Below are 20160 nucleotides of genomic sequence, written 5' to 3' on the forward strand. Positions count from 1 at the left end.
GGACTCAGGCGAGTCCCGCGTTCACCCGAGCCGCCTGCCGGGTCAGGTGCTCCCGCTCGGCCAAGGTCGCTGCCTTCGCCGCCGCCTCCGCGTACAACCGCGCGGCGGCAACAAGATCCCCATCGCGCTCCCGCAGGTACGCGGCCACAGCCACGTACCGGGGCAGCGACTCGTCCAGCCCGGCCAACGCGGCCAGCCCGGCCCGGGCCCCGTCCGCCTCCCCCACCGCGACCGCCCGGTTGAGCCGGACCACCGGGCTGTCGGTCAGCCGGACCAGTTCGTCGTACCACTCGACGATCTGCACCCAGTCGGTCTCCGCGGCCACCAGCGCGTCGGCGTGCAACGCCGCGATGGCCGCCTGCGCCTGGAACTCCCCCAACCGGTCGCGCGACAGCGCGGACTGCACGATGTCCACGCCTTCCGCGATCAAGGCGGTGTCCCACAGCCCGCGATCCTGCTCGGCCAACGGGATCAGGCCGCCGCCGGGGCCGGTCCGGGAGGCCCGCCTGGCGTGGTGCAGCAGCATCAGCGCGAGCAACCCAGCCACCTCGGGGTGGTCGATCGCGGCAGCCAGTTGGCGGGTGAGCCGGATGGCCTCCGCGGCGAGGTCCACGTCGCCGGAGTAGCCCTCGTTGAAGACCAGGTACAGGGTGCGCAGGACGGTGGCCACGTCACCGGGCTGGTTGAGGCGGGTGCTGGAGACGGTGCGCTTGGCGCGGCTGATGCGTTGCGCCATCGTCGCTTCCGGGACGAGGTACGCCTGGGCGATCTGGCGGGTGGTGAGGCCGCCGACGGCGCGGAGGGTGAGGGCGACAGCGGAGGACGGGGTCAGGCAGGGGTGGGCGCACAGGAAGTAGAGCTGGAGGGTGTCGTCGACCGGGGAGACCTGGCCGGGGGCGGGTTCCTCCTCGACGAGTTCCTCCCGGCGGCGGCGGGTGGTCTCCGAGCGGGTGGCGTCGAGGAACCGGCGCCAGGCGACGGTGACCAGCCAGCCCTTCCGGTCGCGCGGCGGGTCGCTCGGCCAGACCCGGACGGCCTCGAGCAGCGCGTCCTGCACGGCGTCCTCGGCCGCCGCGAAGTCGGCTCCGCGGCGGACGAGGATCCCGAGGACACCCGGGATGAGGCCGCGCAGCACGGCCCCGGGCACCGGCGCGGTCATTCCGTGATGGTGGGCGACACGCCGTAGAACGGGCGCAGCTCCAGCCACTCGTGGATCGGCTTGCCGCCCGCGCCGGGGGCGGCCGACAGCTCGCCCGCCAACTCGACGGCGCGCTCGTAGCTGTCGACGTCGATCACCATCCAGCCCGCGATGAGGTCCTTGGTCTCGGCGAACGGGCCGTCGGTCACCGGCGGGCGCCCCTCGCCGTCGTAGCGGACGAAGGTCCCCTCCGGCGAGAGCGCCTGGCCGTCGACGTACTCGCCGGTCTGCTCCAGCCGCGCCGCGAAGTCGTTCATGTACTTCAGGTGCGCGGAGATCTCGTCGGGGGTCCACTGCGCCATCGGCACGTCGTTGACCGCCGCCGGGGCGCCGCGGTAGTGCTTGAGCAGCAGGTACTTGGCCATCGTTGTTCTCCTCGGTGCTGGTGCGGCCCGGTGTGGCCGCGTTCCAGGGCGGGGACGGAGCCGGTGACGCGTTCTCGACATCGTGGCCGGACTTTTCTCCGCGACTTGTCAGTCGGCCCCGTAGAGCAGCGTCCAGTAGAAGCCGCAGGACCCGCCGACCGCCCTCGCCGTGCCGATCGACCTGGTGCCGCAGGTCAGTGCCGGGGAGTCCGACAGCAGCGGCATCAGGTCGTCGGCGGTCTCGCGGCTGGCGGCCACGAAGGCGCCGACCATCCCCGGGTAGCCCGCGGTCTGGGCGCGGTCGGACACCGTGACCCCCGACGGGGACTTGACGCCGATGTAGTCGCCGGTGGCCATGTCGGCGCTGTGGCGCTGGGCGGCGGTGGTCAGGTGGGAGTCGACCTGGAGGGGGCGGCAGCCCAGGTCGACCCGGCGGTCGTTGAGCTCGGCGACCAGGCGCGACGGCTCCGACGCGGGCCGGGCGACGGCGGGGCCCGCCGGGGCGCTGCTCGCGGTCGGCGGCGCGATCGGCGGCCGGGTGGTCGTGGTGGGCGCCGGGCTGGGCTCTGAGGTGGTGACGGCCGGGATCTCGGTGGTGGTCGTGACCACCGGCGGCGCGGTGTCCGGCGGGATCTGGTTGTGCGGTGAGAGCGACACGGCCACGGTCAGCCCCAACGTGAGCACGGCCGTGACCGCGACCTTGCGCGCGAGGTGGCTGCGCGGGTCGACCGACGCCCACGCCGGGTCCTGCACCGAGGGCGTCGGGTCGGACAGCAGGACCGCGAGGACGGCCAGCGGCGCGGTGAGCCTGCCGACCAGGTCGCGGCAGTCCTGGCAGCGGCGCAGGTGCCGGTCGACGGACACGCGCTGTGACCGGGTGAGCGCGCGGGGCCGGGTGGGGACCATCGACGCGAGGCGCTGGCAGTGCGCCGGGTCGCGGGCCAGCAGCAGCATCCGCACGGCGTTGGCCAGGGCGGATCGGGAGCGGTGCGCGAGGACGGCGGCGTGGGCGGTGCTGACGTCGAGCGCGTGCGCCAGTTCCGGCGTCGTCAGGTCGTCACGCAAGGTGAGTTCGAGGATGGCCAACTGCCGCGGTTCCAGGCTCGCGGCGGCGTCCCACACCAGCCGGGTCGCCTCGGTGGCGGTGACGGCCTCGGCGGGGTGGTCGCCCGCGTCGACGAGATCGGGCAGGTCGGCCAGCAGGACCGGGCCGCCGCGGCGGATGTGATCCAGCGCACCCCGGTGGGCGATGCTGAACAGCCAGGGGCGGAACCGGGCCGGGCGGCGCAGCGACGGCAGGTTGCGCATCGCGCTGACGAACGCCTCCTGGGTGAGGTCCTCGGCAAGGTGTCGATCACCGACGAACCTGGTCAGGAAGTGCGTCACCGGGTCCCGGTGCCGGTCGTAGAGCTGGGCGAACGCCCCGGTGTCCCCCGCTCTCGCACGCGCGACGAGGTCGGCGTCGGTGGGGTCGTTGGGTCGCACGGCGGGCCTCCGCGGAGAAAATTCGCGTTCGGTTCGGCCTCAGACCGTAATCCCTAGCGCAAGACCTCCGTCCAACCGGCGTACACGCGATCCGCCCGAAGGGATTACCCATCGTGAAATCACGACGCCGAGTCACCGTGTTGGCCGCCGCAGCCACCGGATCGGCGCTAGCGGCCATTTCGATGGTGGTGGCCTGGCCGAACCAGACCGAGGCCCGCCAGGACCTGCCAGCCGCGCTGGTAGGCGAGCCGCTGCACGGCGCCCCCACCCGGCCGCACCCCACCAGGCCGCACCCGAGCTCCAGCCCCGCGCCGAGCACGTCCATACCCACCAGCACCACCACGACCACGGTGCCGTTGACCACCACGACGAACGCCACCACCACCACCAAGCCGACCACGACCAAGCCCACGACGACCGCGCCCAAGCCGACGACCACGATCGCCGGTAGCGGCCAGCCCGAGGAGCTCGCGGTCGTCGAGATCGTCAACGCCCGGCGCGCCGAGGCCGGGTGCGGACCGCTGCGGTGGAACGACAAGCTCGCCACCGCCGCCCGCAAGCACAGCCAGGACATGGCGGTGCGCGGCTACTTCGACCACAACTCCCCCGACGGCCGCACCCCGTGGGACCGCATCAAGGCCGAGGGCTACACCAAGGCCAGCGGCGAGAACATCGCGGCGGGCCAGGCCACCCCGGAGGCCGTCATGACCGGGTGGATGAACAGCCCCGGGCACCGCGCCAACATCCTCAACTGCAAGTCCACCGAGATCGGCGTCGGGATGTACAAGGGCGGCAGCTACCGGATCTACTGGACGCAGACCTTCGGCACCGGCCGAGCTCCAGTCCACTAAGGACGGAGCAGGTCGGCCACCTCGGGGTGCCCGGCGTGCTCGGCCAGTTCCCGCGGTGTCGCGCCGCGGTGGATCGGGTGGCCCTCGATGCCGGGGTCGGGGTCGACCCCGTGCGCCAGCAGCAGGGCCACCCGGTCGCGCTGGCCGGTCGACGCCGCCCACAGCAGCACGTCGTGCAGCATCCGCGCGGGCTCCGGGGCCATCGACCACCGGGGCGCGCCGCGGCCGAGGCCGAACTCGAACAGCAGCCGCAGGTGGTCGTCGTCGGTGCGGAACTGGCGGTTGTAGAGGGTCTGGTTGTCGTTCGGGTCGGCACCGGCGACCAGCAGCACGCGCGCGAGGGCGAGCCCGTCGGGGTGCGGCGGCTGGTCGCCCTCGCCGCGGCCGAAGCACCCGGTCAGCGCGGTGAACGGCGACGGCAGGCCCTCCCAGAGGTACCCGGAGTCCGGGTCGGCCCCCGCGGCGAGCAACACCTCCGCGACACCGACCGGGTCACCGCCGCCGAACCGGCCGTAGGTCAGGTACAGCAACGGTTCCCACGCGAACGGCCCGGTCTGCGCTGTCGCCGCCTCGGGGTCCCGCTCGATCCAGGACCGCACCCGCCTGACATCACCCAGCACCACCGCCACGGCGATCCCGTCGATCCCGGGGTGCTCGGCCAGCAGATCCCTGGCGTGCGCGATCCTGGCCTCGTCGTCACCGCCGTAGGTCAGGCAGGCGTGCGCCAGGAACTCGTCGGCCGGCGAGGCGAACTCGGTCACCAGGTGCGGCGACCGGTCCGCCGCCTCCGCCATGTCAGGACTCGGCACCGTTCACCCCTTGACCACACGCCTTCCGCGAAGGTACCCCGCCGCAGCGGAAGCCGTCGGGCCGCGGGGGTCTGGGGGTCGCCCCCAGATGACACCCCGTCCGACCAGGTCCACGCTCTCCGTGGACACACCTCGCCGTGAGGACGGGTGGCATCTCACTTCTCCGAGGTCGTCACCTTGAGGTGGGTGTTCATGCCGTTGGCGTCGAGGACGCGGGCGACGGCGGCGGAGATGTCGACCAGGCGCAGCCAGCCGCCGGTGCGCTCGAGCCTGCGCTGGGCGGCCAGCAGCGCGTTGAGGCCCGCGCAGCCGAAGAACTCGGCGTCGGACAGGTCGACGATCAGCCCCGGTTTGCTGCTGCGCTGCTCGGCGACCGCGCCGAGCAGGAACCGCTCCAGGATGCCCGCCGCGACCAGGTCGACCTCGCCGCCGATGGCGACCAGGACCACCCCCGGGGCGGGAGCAGGGTCCAACCGTAGATCCACCACACCCCCACGCGAACCGTGCCGGTCTCCCACGCTACCCGCGTGACCCGGTCCGCGCCGACCCCACGATCGGGTTGATCAGCCGAAGCGGCCGTGCACGTAGTCGGCGGTGCGCTGGTCGACCGGCGCGCCGAAGATCTGCGTCGTCGGCCCTGCCTCGACGATCACCCCCGGCGTGCCCTGCTCGGCGAGGAAGAACGCGCACTGCTGCGAGACGCGGGCGGCCTGCTGCATGTTGTGCGTCACGATGATGATCGTCACCTCGTGCGCGAGCTCGGCGATCGTCTGCTCGATGCGCCGGGTCGAGGTCGGGTCAAGCGCGGAGCACGGCTCGTCCATCAGCAACACCTTGGGCCGCACCGCGAGCGACCGCGCGATGCAGAGCCGTTGCTGCTGCCCGCCGGAGAGAGCGCCACCGGGCTGCCGCAGCCGGTCGCGAACCTCCACCCACAGCCCCGCCTTCGCCAGGCACTGCTCGACCAGGTCGTCCCGCTCGGAGCGGGTCGCCTTGAGCCCGGTGAGCTTGAGCCCGGCCACCACGTTGTCGTAGATCGACATCGCCGGGAACGGGTTGGGCTTCTGGAACACCATCCCGATCTGCTTGCGCGCGTCGGTCAACTTGCGCGCCGGGTCGTAGATGTCGGTCCCGGAGAGCAGCACCTCCCCGGCCAACGACGCCCCCGGGATCAACTCGTGCATCCGGTTGAGCGTCCGCAGGAACGTCGACTTCCCACACCCGGACGGCCCGATCAACGCGGTCACCGACCCGCCGGGCATCAACAACGACACCCGGTCGAGCACCTTGCGCTCCCCGAACCACGCGGACACCTCCCGCGCGTCGATGCTCGCCAACTCGGCGGCGGCCATGGGCTGGGGGTGGGGCAACACGCTGGTCATCGGTCCTCCGGTCACATCAGGTTCGGCAGCAGGGCGGCGGCTTGGTCGGCCAGGGTGAGGCTCACGGCGCCGACGACGGGGACGCCGATCACCCAGGCTTGCCAGCGGCCCACCCGTTGGCGGATGTACACCGCGGCGACCGCGGCGGCGGCCAGGATCAGGGTCCAGAGTGCGATGGGGACCAGGGCGGAGCGGTCGCCGACCATGGCGCGTTCGTTGTCGGCCACGGCGAAGGCGGGTAGTTGCCTGGTCTTGGCCTGGACCTCGGAGACGAGCCGGGCGTCGACCCGGATGATGTCCGTCGGCAGGAAGTACGAGCCGTCGGCGGTCGCCAGGGTGAGGCGGCCCTCGCCCGCGGGAGCGGTGCGTTCCTTGTCGTTGGCGCGGCGCACGCCCTGGACGAGGTAGCGGTGTTCGCCCTGGCCGGTGGTGATGACGATCTCGTCGCCCTGGCGGAGCTTGTCGATCTCGGCGAACGGTCCGCCGTAGGACGCCTTGCGGCCGAGGATCTGGCTGGTGCCGGACTGGCCGGGCAGCGGGGTGTTGCGGACGTGCCCGGGGCCGGACTTCAGGGTGCGCGCCGAGGTCCCCTCCAGCACGACCTCCTGCAGCCGCAGCCGGGGGATCTCGATGATGGCCACCGGTGTGCCGCTGTCGAGGAGCCTGCCGCCGCCGTCGAGCGCGGTGACCGGTGCGGTCGCCTTGGCCAGGTCGGTGCGGAAGGCGTTGTAGGCGCTGTTCTGGTCGCGTTCGTGCTTGAGGCCGCCGAGCAGGGTGAGCTGCGCGACGAAGCACAGCAGCACGGCGCCGAGGATGGCGAGCATCTGCCCGGCCATCACCAGCGCCGGTCGCTCCGGCCGGTAGCGCGGCGGCCCGGCGTGCGGCACACCGGGCGGCGGCGCCGCCGGTGGCACGCCGGGTGGCGGCGGGGCGTGCGGGACGCCGGGTGGCGGCGGAGCCGGTGGGGTCGTGTCGAGCACGGTCACCCTGGTGTCCTCTCGGGGAGACCGGTGTGCGCCGCGGGAGGCATCCCGCGGCGCACACCGGTGGCGGTCATCAGCTCTCGGTCGGCCACTCACCCGGCGCGGCCGCGGCCCGGCGGCGGCGCGAGGCGATCAGCGCGAGCGCGCCGAAGCCGATCAGCGCGGTACCGGCGAGCAGCGCGAGACCCACGGACGCACCGGTGCTGGCGAGCCCCCCGCTCCCGGCGCTGCCCTGCGGCGTCGGGTCGTTGGTCGTCGGGTTGGTGGTGCCGCCACCGGGGACGGTGGTCGTGGTGCTGCCGCCCGCGACGGTGGTGGTCGTCGTCGGGCCGGAGGTGGTGGGGGTGGCGCCCTTCTTCCACGTCCAGTCGTGCAGCAGGAGCTTGGCGTCGTCGGGGTCCGTGCGCTCGTTGGAGAAGGTCACCACGGCGGCGAAGAAGCCCTTGGACTTCGACTCGAAGCTGTCCATGCAGTGCAGCTCGACGGTGTAGTCGACACCCACGGCGATCGTGGCCTTGTTGTCGTTGGCCACGTCGCGGAAGCTCAGGGTCTGCGTGCCGACGATCGGCTGGTCCTCGAAGTAGCCCTGGTCGGTCACCGTGGTGATGACCAGGCCGTCCTTGAACCCGTCACCCGGCCCGGTGATCCTGATCAGGAACATGTCCGACGCCTCGACGCAGCCCTTCTCGGTGGTGAAGGTGCCCGCGTCGGTGGAGATCCCCGACTCCTTGCTCGGCGTCAGGGTGCCCAGCAGCCCGGGGACCGGGTTCGTCGTGGTCGTGGTCGTGGTGGTCGACGAACCCGACGTCGTGGTCGTGGTGGGCGTCACGGAGGTCGTCGTGGTCGTCGCCGAGGTGGTGGTCGTCGTCGGCGCCACCGTGGTGGTGGTCGTCGTCGGCTCGATCGTCGTCGTGGTCGTGGGGACGACGGTGGTCGTGGTGGGCTCGACCGTGGTGGTCGTGGGCTCGACCGTGGTGGTGGTCGGCTCGACCGTGGTGGTCGTCGGCTCGACGGTCGTCGTGGTCGTCGTCGGCGCCACCGTGGTGGTGGTCGTCGTCGGCTCGACCGTCGTGGTCGTGGTCGTCGGCGGGACCGTCGTCGTGGTCGTCGTCGTGGTCGTCGGCGGGACCGTGGTGGTGGTCGTCGTCGTGGTCGGCGGGGCCGTCGTCGTGGTGGTCGTGGTCGTCGTCGGGTCCGCCGGGTTCTTCACCTGCCAGTGCGTGGCGTCGGTGAAGTAGAACTTCTTGGTGAAGGTGCCCCGGTCCGCGGCCTCGAACGAGTCCACGCAGTAGACGACGGCGGTGTACTCACCGGCGACGATGGTGGCGTTGGCGTCGACCGCGATGTCCTTGAAGGTCAGGCCCTGCGTGACCTGGATCGGCTCGGTGGTGGAGAAGCCGACGTCCGAGACCGGGGCGCCGGTGAGACCGGGGCCGAACTTGGCCGGGCCGAAGATCGACAGCCGGTAGCCGTCGGAGTCCGCGGTGCACGGCGCCGAGGTGGTGTAGACCGGCGCGTCGGTGTCCAAACCGGACTGCTTGCTGAAGGACAACGTGCCCAGGGTGGCTGCGGGCGGTTCGGCCTGGCTGTTGGTCGCGGCGAGCACGATGCCCGCGGTGACCGTCGTGAGGACCGCCGCGCCTGCCGCGATCAGTTGGCGCTTACGCATGACTTCTCTGCCTCCAGTTCATGAGCTGCGGCCGGGTTCGGCGTCACTCGGTTTCGGTCTCGGTGTCCTCGGCGGCCGTGGCCGCGCGCCTGCGCACCCCGGCGGCGATGGCGGCGGCCGCGACGAGCACGACCACTCCACCCCCCAGGTAGAGGAACGGGTGCACGCCGGAACCCCCGTCGGCGGCGGGCGCCGCGGTGTCGACGGGCTCGCCATCGGGCTGCTCATCACCCGGCTGCGCCTGGGTTTGCGGCTGCGCCTGGCCCGGCTGCGGGGTGGGCGCCGGGTTCTGGGGGGTGTTCAGCCCCAGCTCCGGCGGGATGATCGGGTCGGTGTTGCGCGCGGGCCCCTTGGCCTCGCCGACCGCCGCGTAGTGGCCTGCCGAGGGGATGTCGACGACGGCGGTGAAGTCGCCGAAGTTCTGCTGGGAGAACGCGTCGATGCAGCTCAGGGTGATCTCGTACTTGCCCTGCAGCGTGGTCTTGTTGTCGGTGGCGTAGTCGCGGAAGGTGTTGGCGACCGGGACGACGAAGCCCTGGGTGTGCGAGAGCAGCACGTCCGAGGTCGGCACCACCACGACGTTGTCGAGGCCGTGGCCCTTCATGGTCGCGATGTAGCCGGTCGAGCCCTGCGGGCAGCCCTTGTCGGTCTTGAGCCGGACCGGGACCTCGTCGACGCTCTCGCCCGGGGTCACCAGCAGCCCGCCGACGCGGCCCGCGGAAGCCGTACCGGGCAACAACAATCCCAACAGGACCGCGAGCAGCGCCGCGACCAGGTAGCGATCAGACCGCATGTTCCACCTCCGGCATCGGTTCGGGCTCCTGCGTGGTCCGCGACCGGCGCCTTCGCCTGCGCCACAGCAGGAACAGCACCAGGGCGACCACGAGCAGCAGCAGGATCAGGACCAGCCACGGGACGGCGACGACGGTGACGCTCGCGTCGACGGCCACCGCCTGCGGCTGCGGGCCGGGCGCGGCGACCGGGTCGATGTGCACGAGCGCGTCCAGCCAACCGGCGGGCAGGACGCCGGGGACGACGGTGCGCACCCGGAAGGAGTTGCCCGGCAGCAGCTCCGGCAGGTCGGGCAGGTTCGGCGCTGCGGTCCCGGAGCCCCAGGGGGTCTCGACGGTGACCTTCTGCTTGCCGCCGAGGCGGACGTTGCCGGTGTTGCGCACGGTGTACTCGACGACGGTGTCGCCGCGGCCGAACAGCGAGTGCTCGTAGTCCGCGGTCAACTCGTCGATGCTCAGCTTCGGCGACAGGTCACCGGACACGCGCAGGTAGACCCGCGCGCCGACGCGCTGCTCGACGGCGACCTTCTGCCCGTCGGCGTTGGTGGCCTCGGTGACCAGCGCGGCGACGATGCCGCCGACGTGGTCGCCGGGGGTCGCGTTCTGCGGGATGGCCAGCCGGAACGGCACGATCTTGGTGGAGCGGCCGGGGATCTCCACCTGGCCGGTCTCCACGGTGACCCACGAGCCGACGTCGACCGACTTGGCGCTGGAGGCCAGCAGGTCGAACCCGCCGTCGGGGGTGTTGAAGGCGTCGTTGGGGTAGAGCTTGAGCGAGAGCGGGTCGTTGGACACGTTCGACACCGCGACGTGGTCGACGACGACCGCGCCGGGGGTGGCGCTGTAGCTGAAGTTCGGGCGGTTGTCCGGTGCCTGCGCGGTCGCCGGGCGCACGCCGTAGGTGGCGGGCGCTGCCGCGACCGCGGCGGCCCGTGCCTGCGGCTGCGCCGTCGCCGCGGCCGGGACCAGGGTGGTCGCCAGCAGTGCGAGCAGGCCGGGGAGCACCGCGCGGCGCCAGATCCGCGTCATGTCAGAGTCCTTAGTAGAGGGTCAAGGGCGTGGGGCGGACCGGGGTACCTGGCCCGGTCCGCCCCACTGGCTGTGCGTGTCAGCCGTTCTCGGGGCTACCTCAGATGGCGGTGAGGGTCAGCAGCGCCGAGTAGGTGCCCGCCACCGTGGAGGTGGGGACGTTGAGCGCGAGGTCGGCCGACAGGTTCGCGGTGCCGTTGCCGCCGAGGGCGGCAGCGGTGGCGAGAACGCGGGCGGCGGCCAGGCCGAGGCCGTTGGGGGCCGAGGCACCCGGGGCGATGGCGTTGGCCGGGTTGACCTGCGCGCCGACCGCGATGACCTGCGGGGCGGACTTGTCGACGAGCTTCGGGGTCCAGCCCAGGTTCGCGCCGTTGATCGAGTTGGCACCGTTGGAGAAGTCGGACACCTGGCCGGAGACGTTCCAGCCCGGGTTGCCCGCGCGGGTGTCGGTGACCTTGATCGGGTTGAGCGAGCCGGAGGTGGTCAGCAGCGAACCGTCGGCGGCCATGACCGGCGAGGGCAGGACCACGTTCTGGTTCGCGACGCTGATCAGGAGCTCACCGGCGAGCACGGTGGTGGTGATGGTCTCCGAGGCGGTCACACCGGCGAACGGGGTGACGTCCAGGGCGACGGCGACCGAGACGGAGGTCGCGTAGTTGGCGGCGTTGGTGGGGACGAAGCGCGCGGTGAAGCTGTGCGCGCCCACCGCGAGGGTGGAGGTGGTCAGCGTGGCCGCACCGGCGGACACGGCGACCGGGTTGCCCAGGGCGTTGGCGCCATCGAAGAACTGCACCGCACCGACGGCCGCACCCGGGTTCACGGTGGCGGAGAGGGTGACGGGCGAGTACGCCGCGGCGGTGCCGCTCGGGGAGACCGCGAGGGCGGTCGTGGTCGGCACGGCGACCGGCGCGTTGACCACGTACGACACGGCGGCCGAGGTGGAGGTCGCGAAGCCCGCGCCGGAGAACGAGGCGGTCAGCGAACGCGTACCGGCGGCGAGCGCGGTGGTGGAGAAGGTGGCGACACCGTTGACCACGGTCACCGGGGAGCCGAGGTTGTTGGCGCCGTCCTTGAACTGGACGGTGCCCGCGGCGGTGGCCGGGGTGACGTTGGCGGTCAGCGTGACGTTGGTGCCCGAGGCGACCGGGGCGGCCGGGGAGACCGACAGCGCGGTGGTGGTGGCGACCTGGGCGTTCGGGTCGGTGTCGCGCCACGCGGTGGCGGAGGTGAACCAGATGTCGCGGGTGAACGCGCCCTTGTTCTCGGCACCGAACTGGTCGACGCAGTAGGCGGCGACGGTGTACTTGCCCGGGGCGATCGTGGTGGCGTTGTCCACCGCGATGTCCTTGAAGGACAGGCCCTGGACGATCGGGAAGCCAGCGGCCTGCGAGAAGCCGACGTCGGTGACCGGGGTCGCGGTGAAGCCGGCGTCCCAGGCGCCCGGGCCGTACACGAACAGGCTGTAGCCGTCCGAGTCCGGGGTGCAGCCCGCGGAGGTGGTGTAGGTGGGGGCGTCGGTGTCAAGACCGGTGGTCTTGTTGATGCTCAGGGTGCCGAGGTTCCCGGCGGGAGCGGCGGCGGCGGCGATACCGGCCGCACCGAGGGTGGCCGCGGTGGCGGCGGCGAAGACGAGGGCCCCGCCGACGAGCTTGCGGGCGAACGAGTTAGCGCGCACTGGTGTGCAAACCTTCCGTGATCAAGGGAACAGCGAAGAAAAGGGGTGGGGAGTTACTGGACCGGAACGCCGCAGTTGCCCGCGACACCGAAGCCGTAGCGGGTGATGATGTCGCCGCGCTGGCAGATGAGGGAGTCGGCGCCGACGAAGACGGTGCTGTACGGGGCGACGGTGAGCTTGTCGGCCGGGATCACGTTGTAGACGTCGCGCTTGAACACCGAGGAGGTGTTCAGGTTGGTCGGCTGGATGTTGTCGACGGTGCCGAGAACAGCCTTGCCCTGGGCGGCCGGGGCGTTGCCGTAGACCTGCGAGTTGTAGACCGCGATCGAGTAGGGCAGCAGGTGGCGGGTGTCGGTCAGGTAGGTGCCGACGTGCTCCTGGATGCCCTCGCCCGCGGCGTCCTTGTCGGTGACGCACGGGTACTGGCCGGTCGGGCCGAACAGGTTCGCCGAGTCCACGGTGCCGGTGGGCAGGACCGAGCGGACGAAGAACGCGCGGGTGCCGGAACCGAACTGCGGCGCCAGCGGCTTGAACGCGGTGTTGGTGCAGGTGTAGATCGCGGTCAGCTGCGCCTTGGTGAGCTTCTTCGGCACCGCGCTGTCGCTACGCACCGCGTAGGTGAGGGCGTCGATCGCGAACGGGATGAACTTCAGGTCCGGGTTCGCCGCGGCCGAGTTCGAGGACGAACGCGCGAACTGCACGCAGCCGTCACCGCTGGTGATGTTGTTCTTCAGCGTGGTGACACCCTGGCCGGAGTTCTCCGGGCGGATGAAGGTGCAGTTCGGGCTGGTGGCCGCGTCCTTGGTGGTGATGTTCGCGGTACCGCGGGCGTCGTAGGAGCCCAGCACCTTGGTGCCGTTGATGGTGACGACGTCGGCCAGGCCGTTGAGCACGGTCTGGGTGGTGTCGGAGCCGGTGCCCACCAGCTCGCGGTAGGTCGGCGCGCCGGTCGGGTCCGCCTGGGCGGAGGTCGAGAAGACCGCTGCCATGGCGAGCGCGGCCGCGGCCACGACGATCATACGCTGCTTCTTGCTCACTACCTGTATCCTTTTCTTCGCAGTGGTGCGCGGACTGGTTGTCCGAGCACGTCCCGGTGGGTGGTTGTCAGGCCGTGACCACCGGAGCCACGCAGCAGGTCCGGCCGGTCCGGTGGCGGAGTCGCTACTCCGCCTCGGGCCGGTCGGCCGTCTCACCCCCTCGCCACGCCCGCGCGATCCGCGACCGGATCGTCCCCACACCTGGTGTATCGCGGTGCAGTTGTCATCCCAGGCACCGCTACATGGCCGGTTGGCGAACAGGGCGTTGGCAACAGACTGTCCACTCTGGACAGTGACGATCGGACTACCGTGCGCACCACCGCCGCTCACCCGACCCTCGTGCGGGCGCCGAGCCTGGTCAGCACCGGGCCTGCCGCGGTGGTCAGCCCACCGGCGATGAGCAGCCCGGCGAGCAGGTAGCGCATCACCCACGCGACCGGAGTGGACGGTGTGGTCTTGCTCTGCGCCACCGGGGTCGTCTTCGCCGGTGGCGCAGAGGCTTGCGGGGCGGGTGCGGGCGCGGGAGCGGGTTCCGGGGCGGGCGCGGGTTCCGGCGCGGGCGCCGGGTCGTCCCCGGTCGCGGTGTCGGCCGCGGGCTCCTCGACCGGCTCCGGCGGCACGGGCGGCTTGATGCCCGCGTCCCGCTCGATCACCGTCGCGGCGGTGGCGGCCTGGTCGCGCATGTCCTGCGGGAGCGGGTTGTAGCCCGCGGGCAGCTTGCCGGTGCCCTCACCGGGGACCTGCCCGTCGCCGGTGACGTAGCGCAGCATCCTGGCGTAGTCCTTGCCCGAGTCCTTGGTCAGCATCGACGGCGCGGTGGCGGCGTAGGTGACCGCGGGCAGCGGGTAGGCGTTCGCGGCCTTGGGCCGGGGGTTGGTGAGCTTCACGCCGGGGGTGTCGCTCGGGGTCATCTCGGCGACACCGGCGAGCACCGCGGCCTCGGTCGGGGCGACGAACTCCCCCGCCGCGTTGCGCAGCAGCGCCTCGGTCAGGCCGTAGCGCCGCGCGGTCGCGGTGTCGACCACGGCCAGCATCGCGCGCTTGCCGACCACGGAGCGGCCGATCTTGGAGAAGGCCGAGCGCTCGCGGTCGTTGGGGTCGCGCACGCCGTTGGGCTCGCGGCCGAGGGTGTCGCCGCGGTTGACCGAGCGACCCGCCTCGTGCATGTCGGCGGCCAGCGGGTGGCGCGTGTTGCCGCACACCTCGGCCTTGAGCCCGTTGACCTTCTCCTGCACGCAGGTCAGGTCGGACTTGGGGAAGTTCTGCACCGGCAGCGCGACGTTCTGGTGGTTCTTGTTGACCTTCATGCCGTACTGGTCCGGGGTGCCGTTGAGCCAGGCGCGCGCGTCGGGGTCGGCACTGATCCACTCCCACAGCGACTCGTTGGCGTCCATGTCCACCGAGGACGCCATGGCGTCGACGGTGAACATGCTCAGCGAGGCGTGCTTGCGGAACTCCGGGTTGAGGATGAGGAACTCCTCGTCCTGGCTCAGCCGGGTCGGGTTGCCCTTGAGGTAGTCCTGCCCGCCGGGGATGGCACCGGAGTAGGACTGGGTGAGCAGCTTGGCCACCAGCCGGGGGGTGAGCTTGAGGCTCTCGATCAGCTTGCCGTCCTCGGCCTTGACATTCGCGGGCGCGTCGCCAGGCGGTTGGCGCTCCATGATGAACGCCACGGTGTAGGCCGAGATCGAGACCGGCGCGTAGACCAGCGCCCTGTCGTCGATCATCGACGCCTTCGCCGCGGGTTTGGCGAGGAAGACCAGCCCGGGGTCGTCACCGCCGAGCAGGTCGCGGGCCTGCCGGTCGGGCATCTGCACGAAGCCGAACACCGGGCCGTCGTTCGCGCACAGCGCGGGCTGCCAGCGCAGGACCGCGTCGGCGACGAACTCGTTGCCGCTGAGCGCGCGCTCGGCCTTGCCCAGCGGGCAGGAGAGGCCGACCGGCTCGAAGTCCAGCCGGATCGGCGGCAGCCGCCTGTTCCAGTTGGACTGGCTCAGCGGGGAGGAGTCGAGGTAGTCGTGCAGGTGCCCGCCCTGGTCGGTCGGGACGGTGACCTTCTTGCCGTTGACCTCGGTGTCGTCGCGGGGGACGACGACCAGCCAGCAGTGCCGCGGCTTGCCTGCGTCGGGGCCGCTGGTGCGCACCCGACCGCAGTCGAGGCCGGGCGCCTCCAGCGTGGTCTGCATCTCGAAGTCGATCGCGCCGTTGCCGTCTTCCCTGGTGACCCCCAACTGCACCTCGTTGGTGGTGCTGGGGTCGAAGTACAGGCCGTAGCCCGGCTCGCTCGGCTTGGTCGGCGGGCCGGACGCCTCGACCGGGACGAACGGCAGGTACGTCGCCGAGCCGGGCTTGTCGGTCTGCTCCTGGGTCAGCTCGTTCTTGTCGATGAGCACGCCCTTGGGGTCCGGGGCGCCCGGCGGCAGGTCCTTGGGCCGCACCGAGAGCGAACGCGACCACTGCGCGGCCGAGACGTAGGAGGCCGCGATCGGCGTGCCGTACTGGCACTGCTCGCGCCGCGGCCCCGCGGCGTCGTCACCCCAGCACTGCATGATCTGCAGGTAGTTGTAGCCGCGCCCGGCGTCGGTCGGCTTGCCGCCGGTCCACGACAGGTGCACGGTCTGGTTGATCAGGCCCTTGGTCTGGGCGACGGTGAACCGCAACGACTCGAAGGCATCGGCTCCCTTGACGGTCACCGCGGATGCCGGGACCGGTTTCGGGGTGGTCTGCGCCGCCGCGGTGGCGGGCACCATCAGGGCACCGCCGGTCGCGAGCACCAGCGACGCGAGCACCAGGCGCCAGGCACGCTCGTGGATCATGATCCCCCCTTGCCGCGCATCAACCGCGCCACCAGCGGCGGCCCGGCGACGAGCACCACCATGAGCACCGCCGCGACCACGACGAGCAACGTGCCGTCGTCCTGCGGCAGGTCCACCGAGACCGGGACGGCCGAGAGGCTGCCGTCGCCGCCGCTGTCCCCGCCCTCGGTCGTCTCCCCGGCCGACTCGGCCGCCGGGTCACCACCAGCCGCTTGATCGCCGCCCGCCGCCTCGGCCGCGCCCGGCGCCGCCTCACCCGGCTTGGCCGCGCCACTGGTCTTGGTGGTGGTGCTGCCCTTCTTGGTCACCGACTTGCCCGTGGCGTCGCACTGGGCCGTCGACCCGGACTTGTCGCACTCCGGGGGCCGCGGCGCGGTCTCGGCCAGCGTGTTGGACCCGTTGGTGGAGAAGGTCGGGTTGTTGCACTTGGAGATGTCGGTCGGCTTCTTCGTCGAGCCGGGGATCCGCTCCACCTGCTTGAGGCCCGCGGTCACCAGGTTGATCGGCAGCGGCGAGAACCCGAGCCGCTCGGCCTGCTGCTGGCCCTCGCACAGGAAGTAGTAGGCGAAGTCCGAGAGCGTCTTGCCCTTGAGCTCGTTGAAGTTGCCCTTCACCGCGGTCGGCAAGATCATGTAGCTGTAGCTCGACATCGGGTAGGTGCGGTTGTCGGTCGAGTTGTAGACGCCCTGCAGCTTCTGGGTCAGGTCGTTGGGGTCGATCTGCGCCTGGAGCAGCCCCACCGCCACGGCCTGCGCGGTCGGCGCGATGTAGTAGCCGCTCTTGTTGAGCAGCTTGGCGACCGGGAAGCCCGCGTTCTTGGCGTAGGAGTACTCGACGTAGGTGATGGCGCCGTCGCTCTGCGCCTGGCGCACGTAGTTCGCCACACCGATCGAGCCGACCTGGCCGACGATCCCGTTGTAGGCGGGGAAGCTGGAGGTGAACCCGCACGGGGTCTTGCGGCCCGCCTTGGCGCAGAACTCGTCCCACACCCCGGCGTGCTGGTCGGCGAGGTAGCTGGTGAACTGCGCGGTGGAGCCGGAGCCGTCGCTGCGCACCACCGGCAGGATCTGGCGGGCGGGCAGGCTCAGCGCCGGGTTGTCCGCGGCGATCGCCGGGTCGTTCCACATGGTGATCTTGCGGGTGAACATCTTGGTCACCGTGTCGCCGGACAGGCGCAGGTTGGTGACCCGCTTGCCACCGATGTTCAGGTTGTACATCAGCGAGGTGCCGCCTGCGACGATCGGCATGTAGGCGAAGTTGCCGTCCTTGGGCGGCTCGTCCTTCACGCCGCCGTCGGTGAGCCCGTAGGGGATCTCGGAGACGGCGAAGTCGACCTGGTTGGCCTTGAACTGGTTGCGGCCGTCGGTCGAGCCGGTGCCGGAGAAGTTGATCCGGATGCCGAACTGCTGCACGTTCTTGCGCCACTGGTCGAGGGCGTTGAAGCTCCACGTCGACCCCGAGCCGCTGATCGGCACGTAGCCCTGGGCGGACGCGGCCGGGGCGAACCCGACCGCCACGGTGACGAGCACGGTGAGCGTGGTGAGCAGGCCCACCACCCGCCCACGCGTGCGTCCCTGCGGGGTCATGACTGAGCTCCTTGCTGCGGGTCGGGCTGCTGGGGGCTGGGCTGCTGCTGGGGGTCGGGCAGGAAGTGCGCCTGCTGGTGGGCGCGCGCGGCGATGTAGCGCTCCCGGTCGCGCGCCGAGGCCCGCGCCCTGCGGCGGAGTTGGCCGTTGGACAGCGCGCCCGCCCCCCGGCCGCCGAGCACCCGCGCCAGGACGAACAGCACGAGCACCAGCACGATCAGCACCGTCGCGGCGCCGAAGGCCCTGGTCTGCATGGTCTCCTCGGACGAGCCGACCATCTGGTAGGTCGCCAGCGGCAGCGAGACCTGGGCGTCGACGAACGGGTTGGCGTTGAGGTAGGGGGTGAACCCGGCGGCGATGAGCACCGGCGAGGTCTCGCCGACGCCGCGGGCGGTGGCCAGCAGCACGCTGGTGGTCAGGCCGGAGCGCGCGGTCGGCAGCACCACGTGCCACACCGTGCGCAACTGCCCGGCGCCCAGCGCGAGCGATGCCTCGCGCAGCGAGCTGGGCACCAGCCGCAGCACCACGTCAGCGGCCCTGATCATGATCGGCAGCATCATGATGCTGATCGCGGTGCCCGCGGCGAACCCGGAGCGCTGGAAGCCGAGCAGCAGGATCAGCGAGGCGTAGACGAACAGGCCTGCCACGATGGAGGGCAGCGCGGTCATCGCCTCCACCACGGTCCGCACCAGCCGGGTGAACACGCCCCTGGTCTCGTTGAGGAACACCGCGGTGGCCAGTCCGAGCGGGACGGTGATGATGAGCGCGATGCTGATCTGCTCCAGCGTGCCGACGATGGCGTGCAGGATCCCGCCGTACTCCAGCGGGTCGAGGGTGCCCGCGTCAGCCATGTCCTCGGTGTAGAAGTTGGACTTCCACAGCGCGCTCCAGCCCATCCAGATGGGGTAGAAGATGATCGCGCCGAGCGCGCCGATGGCGATGACCGCCGTGCTGTGCACCACGGCGGAGACGACCTTGTCGCGCACCGTGAGCGCGTTCTCCTCCAGCGACACCAGCAGCGCGTAGATCGCCAGGAACAGCGGGTAGGCGATGGCGATGAAACCGACCACCCCGGAGAAGGGGGCGATCTGGTCGAACAGCACCCCGGTCAGCGCCGCGGCGGCGACCAGCGCGCCGAACGCGGCCACGATGTCGGTGCGGCGGATGGTCCTGGTGTCGCGGCGGACCTCCGGCGGGCCGACGCGCGGCGGTCCCGGCGGCCGGGTGGTGACCTGGCCTGCGACGATGACCTCGGTCCGGTCGGCGTGCCTGCCGTACGGGGGGACCGGCCGCGTCGGGTCCTGCTGCGCGGCAGGCTGGTGCGCTGTGGGCTGGTGCACCGGCTTCTGCTCCACTGTGGACATCAGGCGTCACTCCCCTGGCCGGACCGGCTGCGGGCGATGACCGCGGAGGCGGCGAAGTTGACCACCAGGGTCAACATGAACAGCGCGAGGCCCGCGGCCATCAGCGCGCCGAGGCCGAACGGGCTGGCCGAGCCCCACTGCTGGGCGATCAGGGCGGAGACCGAGTTCGCGCCGGAGCCCAGGATGTGCGGCTGGATCACGAACACCGGCGAGATGATCATGGCGACCGCGATGGTCTCGCCGAGCGCCCGGCCCAGGCCGAGCATGGTGCCGCCGATCATGCCGGAGCGGCCGAAGGGCAGCACGACGCTGCGGATCATGCCCCAGCGGGTCGAGCCGAGCGCGAAGGCGCCCTCCCGCTCGCCCTGCGGCGCCTGGGTGAACGACTCGCGCATCACCGAGCAGATGAACGGCATGATCATGAACCCGACCACGAGACCGGCCCAGAAGGTGGAGGTCATGTAGACCCCGTTGGGCGAGAGCGGGTTGTCCGGGTCGGCGTCGGGCACGTCGAGGAACGGGATCCAGCCGAACTGGATGGACAGCCACTTCGGGATGTCGGTGCCCTCCCACTGCAGCAGGGTGGAACCGAACAGGCCGTAGACCACGCTGGGCACCGCGGCCATCAGGTCGATCAGGCTGGTGAAGAACCCGCGGACGCGGCGCGGCGCGTACTCGGAGATGTAGAGGGCCATCCCGGTGGCCAGCGGGAAGGCGACCACCAGCGCCACCGAGGCGATCAGCAGCGTGCCGACCAGCACCGCGGCGATGCCGAAGTTCCCCGAGTCCGGCTGCCACGCCTGGGTGGTGACGAAGCCGAGGCCCGCGCTGGAGAACGCGCCGAGGCCGCGGATGAGCAGGAAGACGCCGACGGTGGCCATCAGGGCCAGCACGGTGAACCCGGCGCCGCGCAGCACGGTGCGGAACACCCGGTCGATCCCGCCGGGCAGCGACACCCGCCTGCGCGGTGCCTCGGCGACCGCGACCGGACCGGGCGCGCTCGTCAACTGGGTCATCTGGGGTTGCTCCGGATCGCAGACTGGGTTATGGGCGATAGCCAAACCCGCCCAGTTGGCCGCGTCCACATCCCGGTGTGAACAACGGACGAACGCACCGGATT

General features: G+C 71.6%; 17 protein-coding genes. 1 reads left to right on the plus strand and 16 read right to left on the minus strand.

Going from position 1 to position 20160, the window contains the following annotated elements; translation table 11 throughout:
• Positions 1-4: 4 nt before the first annotated feature.
• From CLV68_RS30055 to CLV68_RS30065, 3 genes are all read right to left on the minus strand, one after another.
• Entirely contained in the window at positions 5-1159 is a 1155-nt protein-coding gene (locus CLV68_RS30055; RefSeq protein ID WP_121394386.1) for an RNA polymerase sigma factor, read from the minus strand.
• Positions 1156-1563, minus strand: coding sequence for a YciI family protein (locus CLV68_RS30060; protein WP_121394387.1), 408 nt, complete (start codon positions 1561-1563; stop codon positions 1156-1158). Before CLV68_RS30060 ends, CLV68_RS30055 begins: the two co-directional genes overlap by 4 nt.
• A gap of 108 nt (positions 1564-1671) precedes the next feature.
• Entirely contained in the window at positions 1672-3048 is a 1377-nt protein-coding gene (locus tag CLV68_RS30065; RefSeq protein ID WP_121394388.1) for a sigma-70 family RNA polymerase sigma factor, read from the minus strand.
• Between the two features lie 113 nt (positions 3049-3161).
• On the opposite strand from CLV68_RS30065, the gene CLV68_RS30070 reads away from it, so the two are divergent.
• Entirely contained in the window at positions 3162-3899 is a 738-nt protein-coding gene (locus CLV68_RS30070) for a CAP domain-containing protein (RefSeq protein ID WP_211346814.1), read from the plus strand.
• On the opposite strand, the gene CLV68_RS30075 is transcribed toward CLV68_RS30070, so the two are convergent.
• The 13 genes from CLV68_RS30075 to pstC all read right to left on the minus strand — a co-directional run bounded on the left by CLV68_RS30075 (position 3896) and on the right by pstC (position 20056).
• On the minus strand, positions 3896-4708 hold the full coding sequence (locus CLV68_RS30075; RefSeq protein ID WP_147460220.1) for an ankyrin repeat domain-containing protein: 813 nt from the start codon (positions 4706-4708) through the stop codon (positions 3896-3898). The genes CLV68_RS30070 and CLV68_RS30075 overlap by 4 nt on opposite strands.
• A gap of 155 nt (positions 4709-4863) precedes the next feature.
• On the minus strand, positions 4864-5181 hold the full coding sequence (locus CLV68_RS30080) for an STAS domain-containing protein (RefSeq protein ID WP_170224670.1): 318 nt from the start codon (positions 5179-5181) through the stop codon (positions 4864-4866).
• 90 nt (positions 5182-5271) lie between these two features.
• On the minus strand, positions 5272-6090 hold the full coding sequence (locus tag CLV68_RS30085) for a phosphate ABC transporter ATP-binding protein (protein WP_121394391.1): 819 nt from the start codon (positions 6088-6090) through the stop codon (positions 5272-5274).
• Positions 6091-6101: 11 nt separating this feature from the next.
• A complete protein-coding gene (locus tag CLV68_RS30090; RefSeq protein WP_246010187.1) occupies positions 6102-7076 on the minus strand; it encodes a sortase in 975 nt (324 codons plus the stop codon).
• A gap of 70 nt (positions 7077-7146) precedes the next feature.
• Positions 7147-8742, minus strand: a complete 1596-nt coding sequence (locus tag CLV68_RS34850) for a hypothetical protein (RefSeq protein WP_211346815.1) — start codon at positions 8740-8742, stop codon at positions 7147-7149.
• A 43-nt stretch (positions 8743-8785) separates the two neighbouring features.
• The gene (locus tag CLV68_RS30105) at positions 8786-9535 is read right to left on the minus strand and encodes a hypothetical protein (RefSeq protein ID WP_121394393.1); all 750 of its coding nucleotides are present in this window, start codon (positions 9533-9535) and stop codon (positions 8786-8788) included.
• Complete coding sequence (locus CLV68_RS30110; RefSeq protein WP_121394394.1) at positions 9525-10562, minus strand: WxL protein peptidoglycan domain-containing protein; 1038 nt, start codon at positions 10560-10562, stop codon at positions 9525-9527. The genes CLV68_RS30105 and CLV68_RS30110 overlap by 11 nt, the downstream gene beginning before the upstream one ends.
• 100 nt (positions 10563-10662) lie before the next feature.
• A complete protein-coding gene (locus CLV68_RS30115; protein WP_121394395.1) occupies positions 10663-12237 on the minus strand; it encodes an Ig-like domain-containing protein in 1575 nt (524 codons plus the stop codon).
• A gap of 53 nt (positions 12238-12290) precedes the next feature.
• Entirely contained in the window at positions 12291-13274 is a 984-nt protein-coding gene (locus CLV68_RS30120) for a substrate-binding domain-containing protein (RefSeq protein ID WP_121394396.1), read from the minus strand.
• Positions 13275-13600: 326 nt separating this feature from the next.
• On the minus strand, positions 13601-16090 hold the full coding sequence (locus tag CLV68_RS30125; RefSeq protein ID WP_246010188.1) for a hypothetical protein: 2490 nt from the start codon (positions 16088-16090) through the stop codon (positions 13601-13603).
• Positions 16087-17676 (minus strand): phosphate ABC transporter substrate-binding protein PstS, encoded by a 1590-nt coding sequence (gene pstS, locus CLV68_RS30130; protein ID WP_121394397.1) that lies wholly within the window; start codon positions 17674-17676, stop codon positions 16087-16089. Before pstS ends, CLV68_RS30125 begins: the two co-directional genes overlap by 4 nt.
• Positions 17673-19040: a phosphate ABC transporter permease PstA gene (gene pstA / locus CLV68_RS30135; RefSeq protein ID WP_121394398.1), complete on the minus strand. Its 1368-nt coding sequence runs from the start codon at positions 19038-19040 to the stop codon at positions 17673-17675. The genes pstS and pstA overlap by 4 nt, the downstream gene beginning before the upstream one ends.
• Complete coding sequence (pstC, locus tag CLV68_RS30140) at positions 19040-20056, minus strand: phosphate ABC transporter permease subunit PstC (protein WP_121394399.1); 1017 nt, start codon at positions 20054-20056, stop codon at positions 19040-19042. The genes pstA and pstC overlap by 1 nt, the downstream gene beginning before the upstream one ends.
• Positions 20057-20160: the final 104 nt, after the last annotated feature.

Source organism: Actinokineospora cianjurensis (assembly GCF_003663795.1).
Lineage (GTDB): Bacteria > Actinomycetota > Actinomycetes > Mycobacteriales > Pseudonocardiaceae > Actinokineospora > Actinokineospora terrae.

Coding starts and splice junctions, on each gene's coding strand:
- CLV68_RS30055 (WP_121394386.1), bottom strand. CDS start 1,159: ATGACCGCGCCGGTGCCCGGGGCCGTGCTGCGCGGCCTCATCCCGGGT.
- CLV68_RS30060 (WP_121394387.1), bottom strand. CDS start 1,563: ATGGCCAAGTACCTGCTGCTCAAGCACTACCGCGGCGCCCCGGCGGCG.
- CLV68_RS30085 (WP_121394391.1), bottom strand. CDS start 6,090: ATGACCAGCGTGTTGCCCCACCCCCAGCCCATGGCCGCCGCCGAGTTG.
- CLV68_RS34850 (WP_211346815.1), bottom strand. CDS start 8,742: ATGCGTAAGCGCCAACTGATCGCGGCAGGCGCGGCGGTCCTCACGACG.
- CLV68_RS30105 (WP_121394393.1), bottom strand. CDS start 9,535: ATGCGGTCTGATCGCTACCTGGTCGCGGCGCTGCTCGCGGTCCTGTTG.
- CLV68_RS30110 (WP_121394394.1), bottom strand. CDS start 10,562: ATGACGCGGATCTGGCGCCGCGCGGTGCTCCCCGGCCTGCTCGCACTG.
- CLV68_RS30125 (WP_246010188.1), bottom strand. CDS start 16,090: ATGATCCACGAGCGTGCCTGGCGCCTGGTGCTCGCGTCGCTGGTGCTC.
- pstS (WP_121394397.1), bottom strand. CDS start 17,676: ATGACCCCGCAGGGACGCACGCGTGGGCGGGTGGTGGGCCTGCTCACC.
- pstA (WP_121394398.1), bottom strand. CDS start 19,040: ATGTCCACAGTGGAGCAGAAGCCGGTGCACCAGCCCACAGCGCACCAG.
- pstC (WP_121394399.1), bottom strand. CDS start 20,056: ATGACCCAGTTGACGAGCGCGCCCGGTCCGGTCGCGGTCGCCGAGGCA.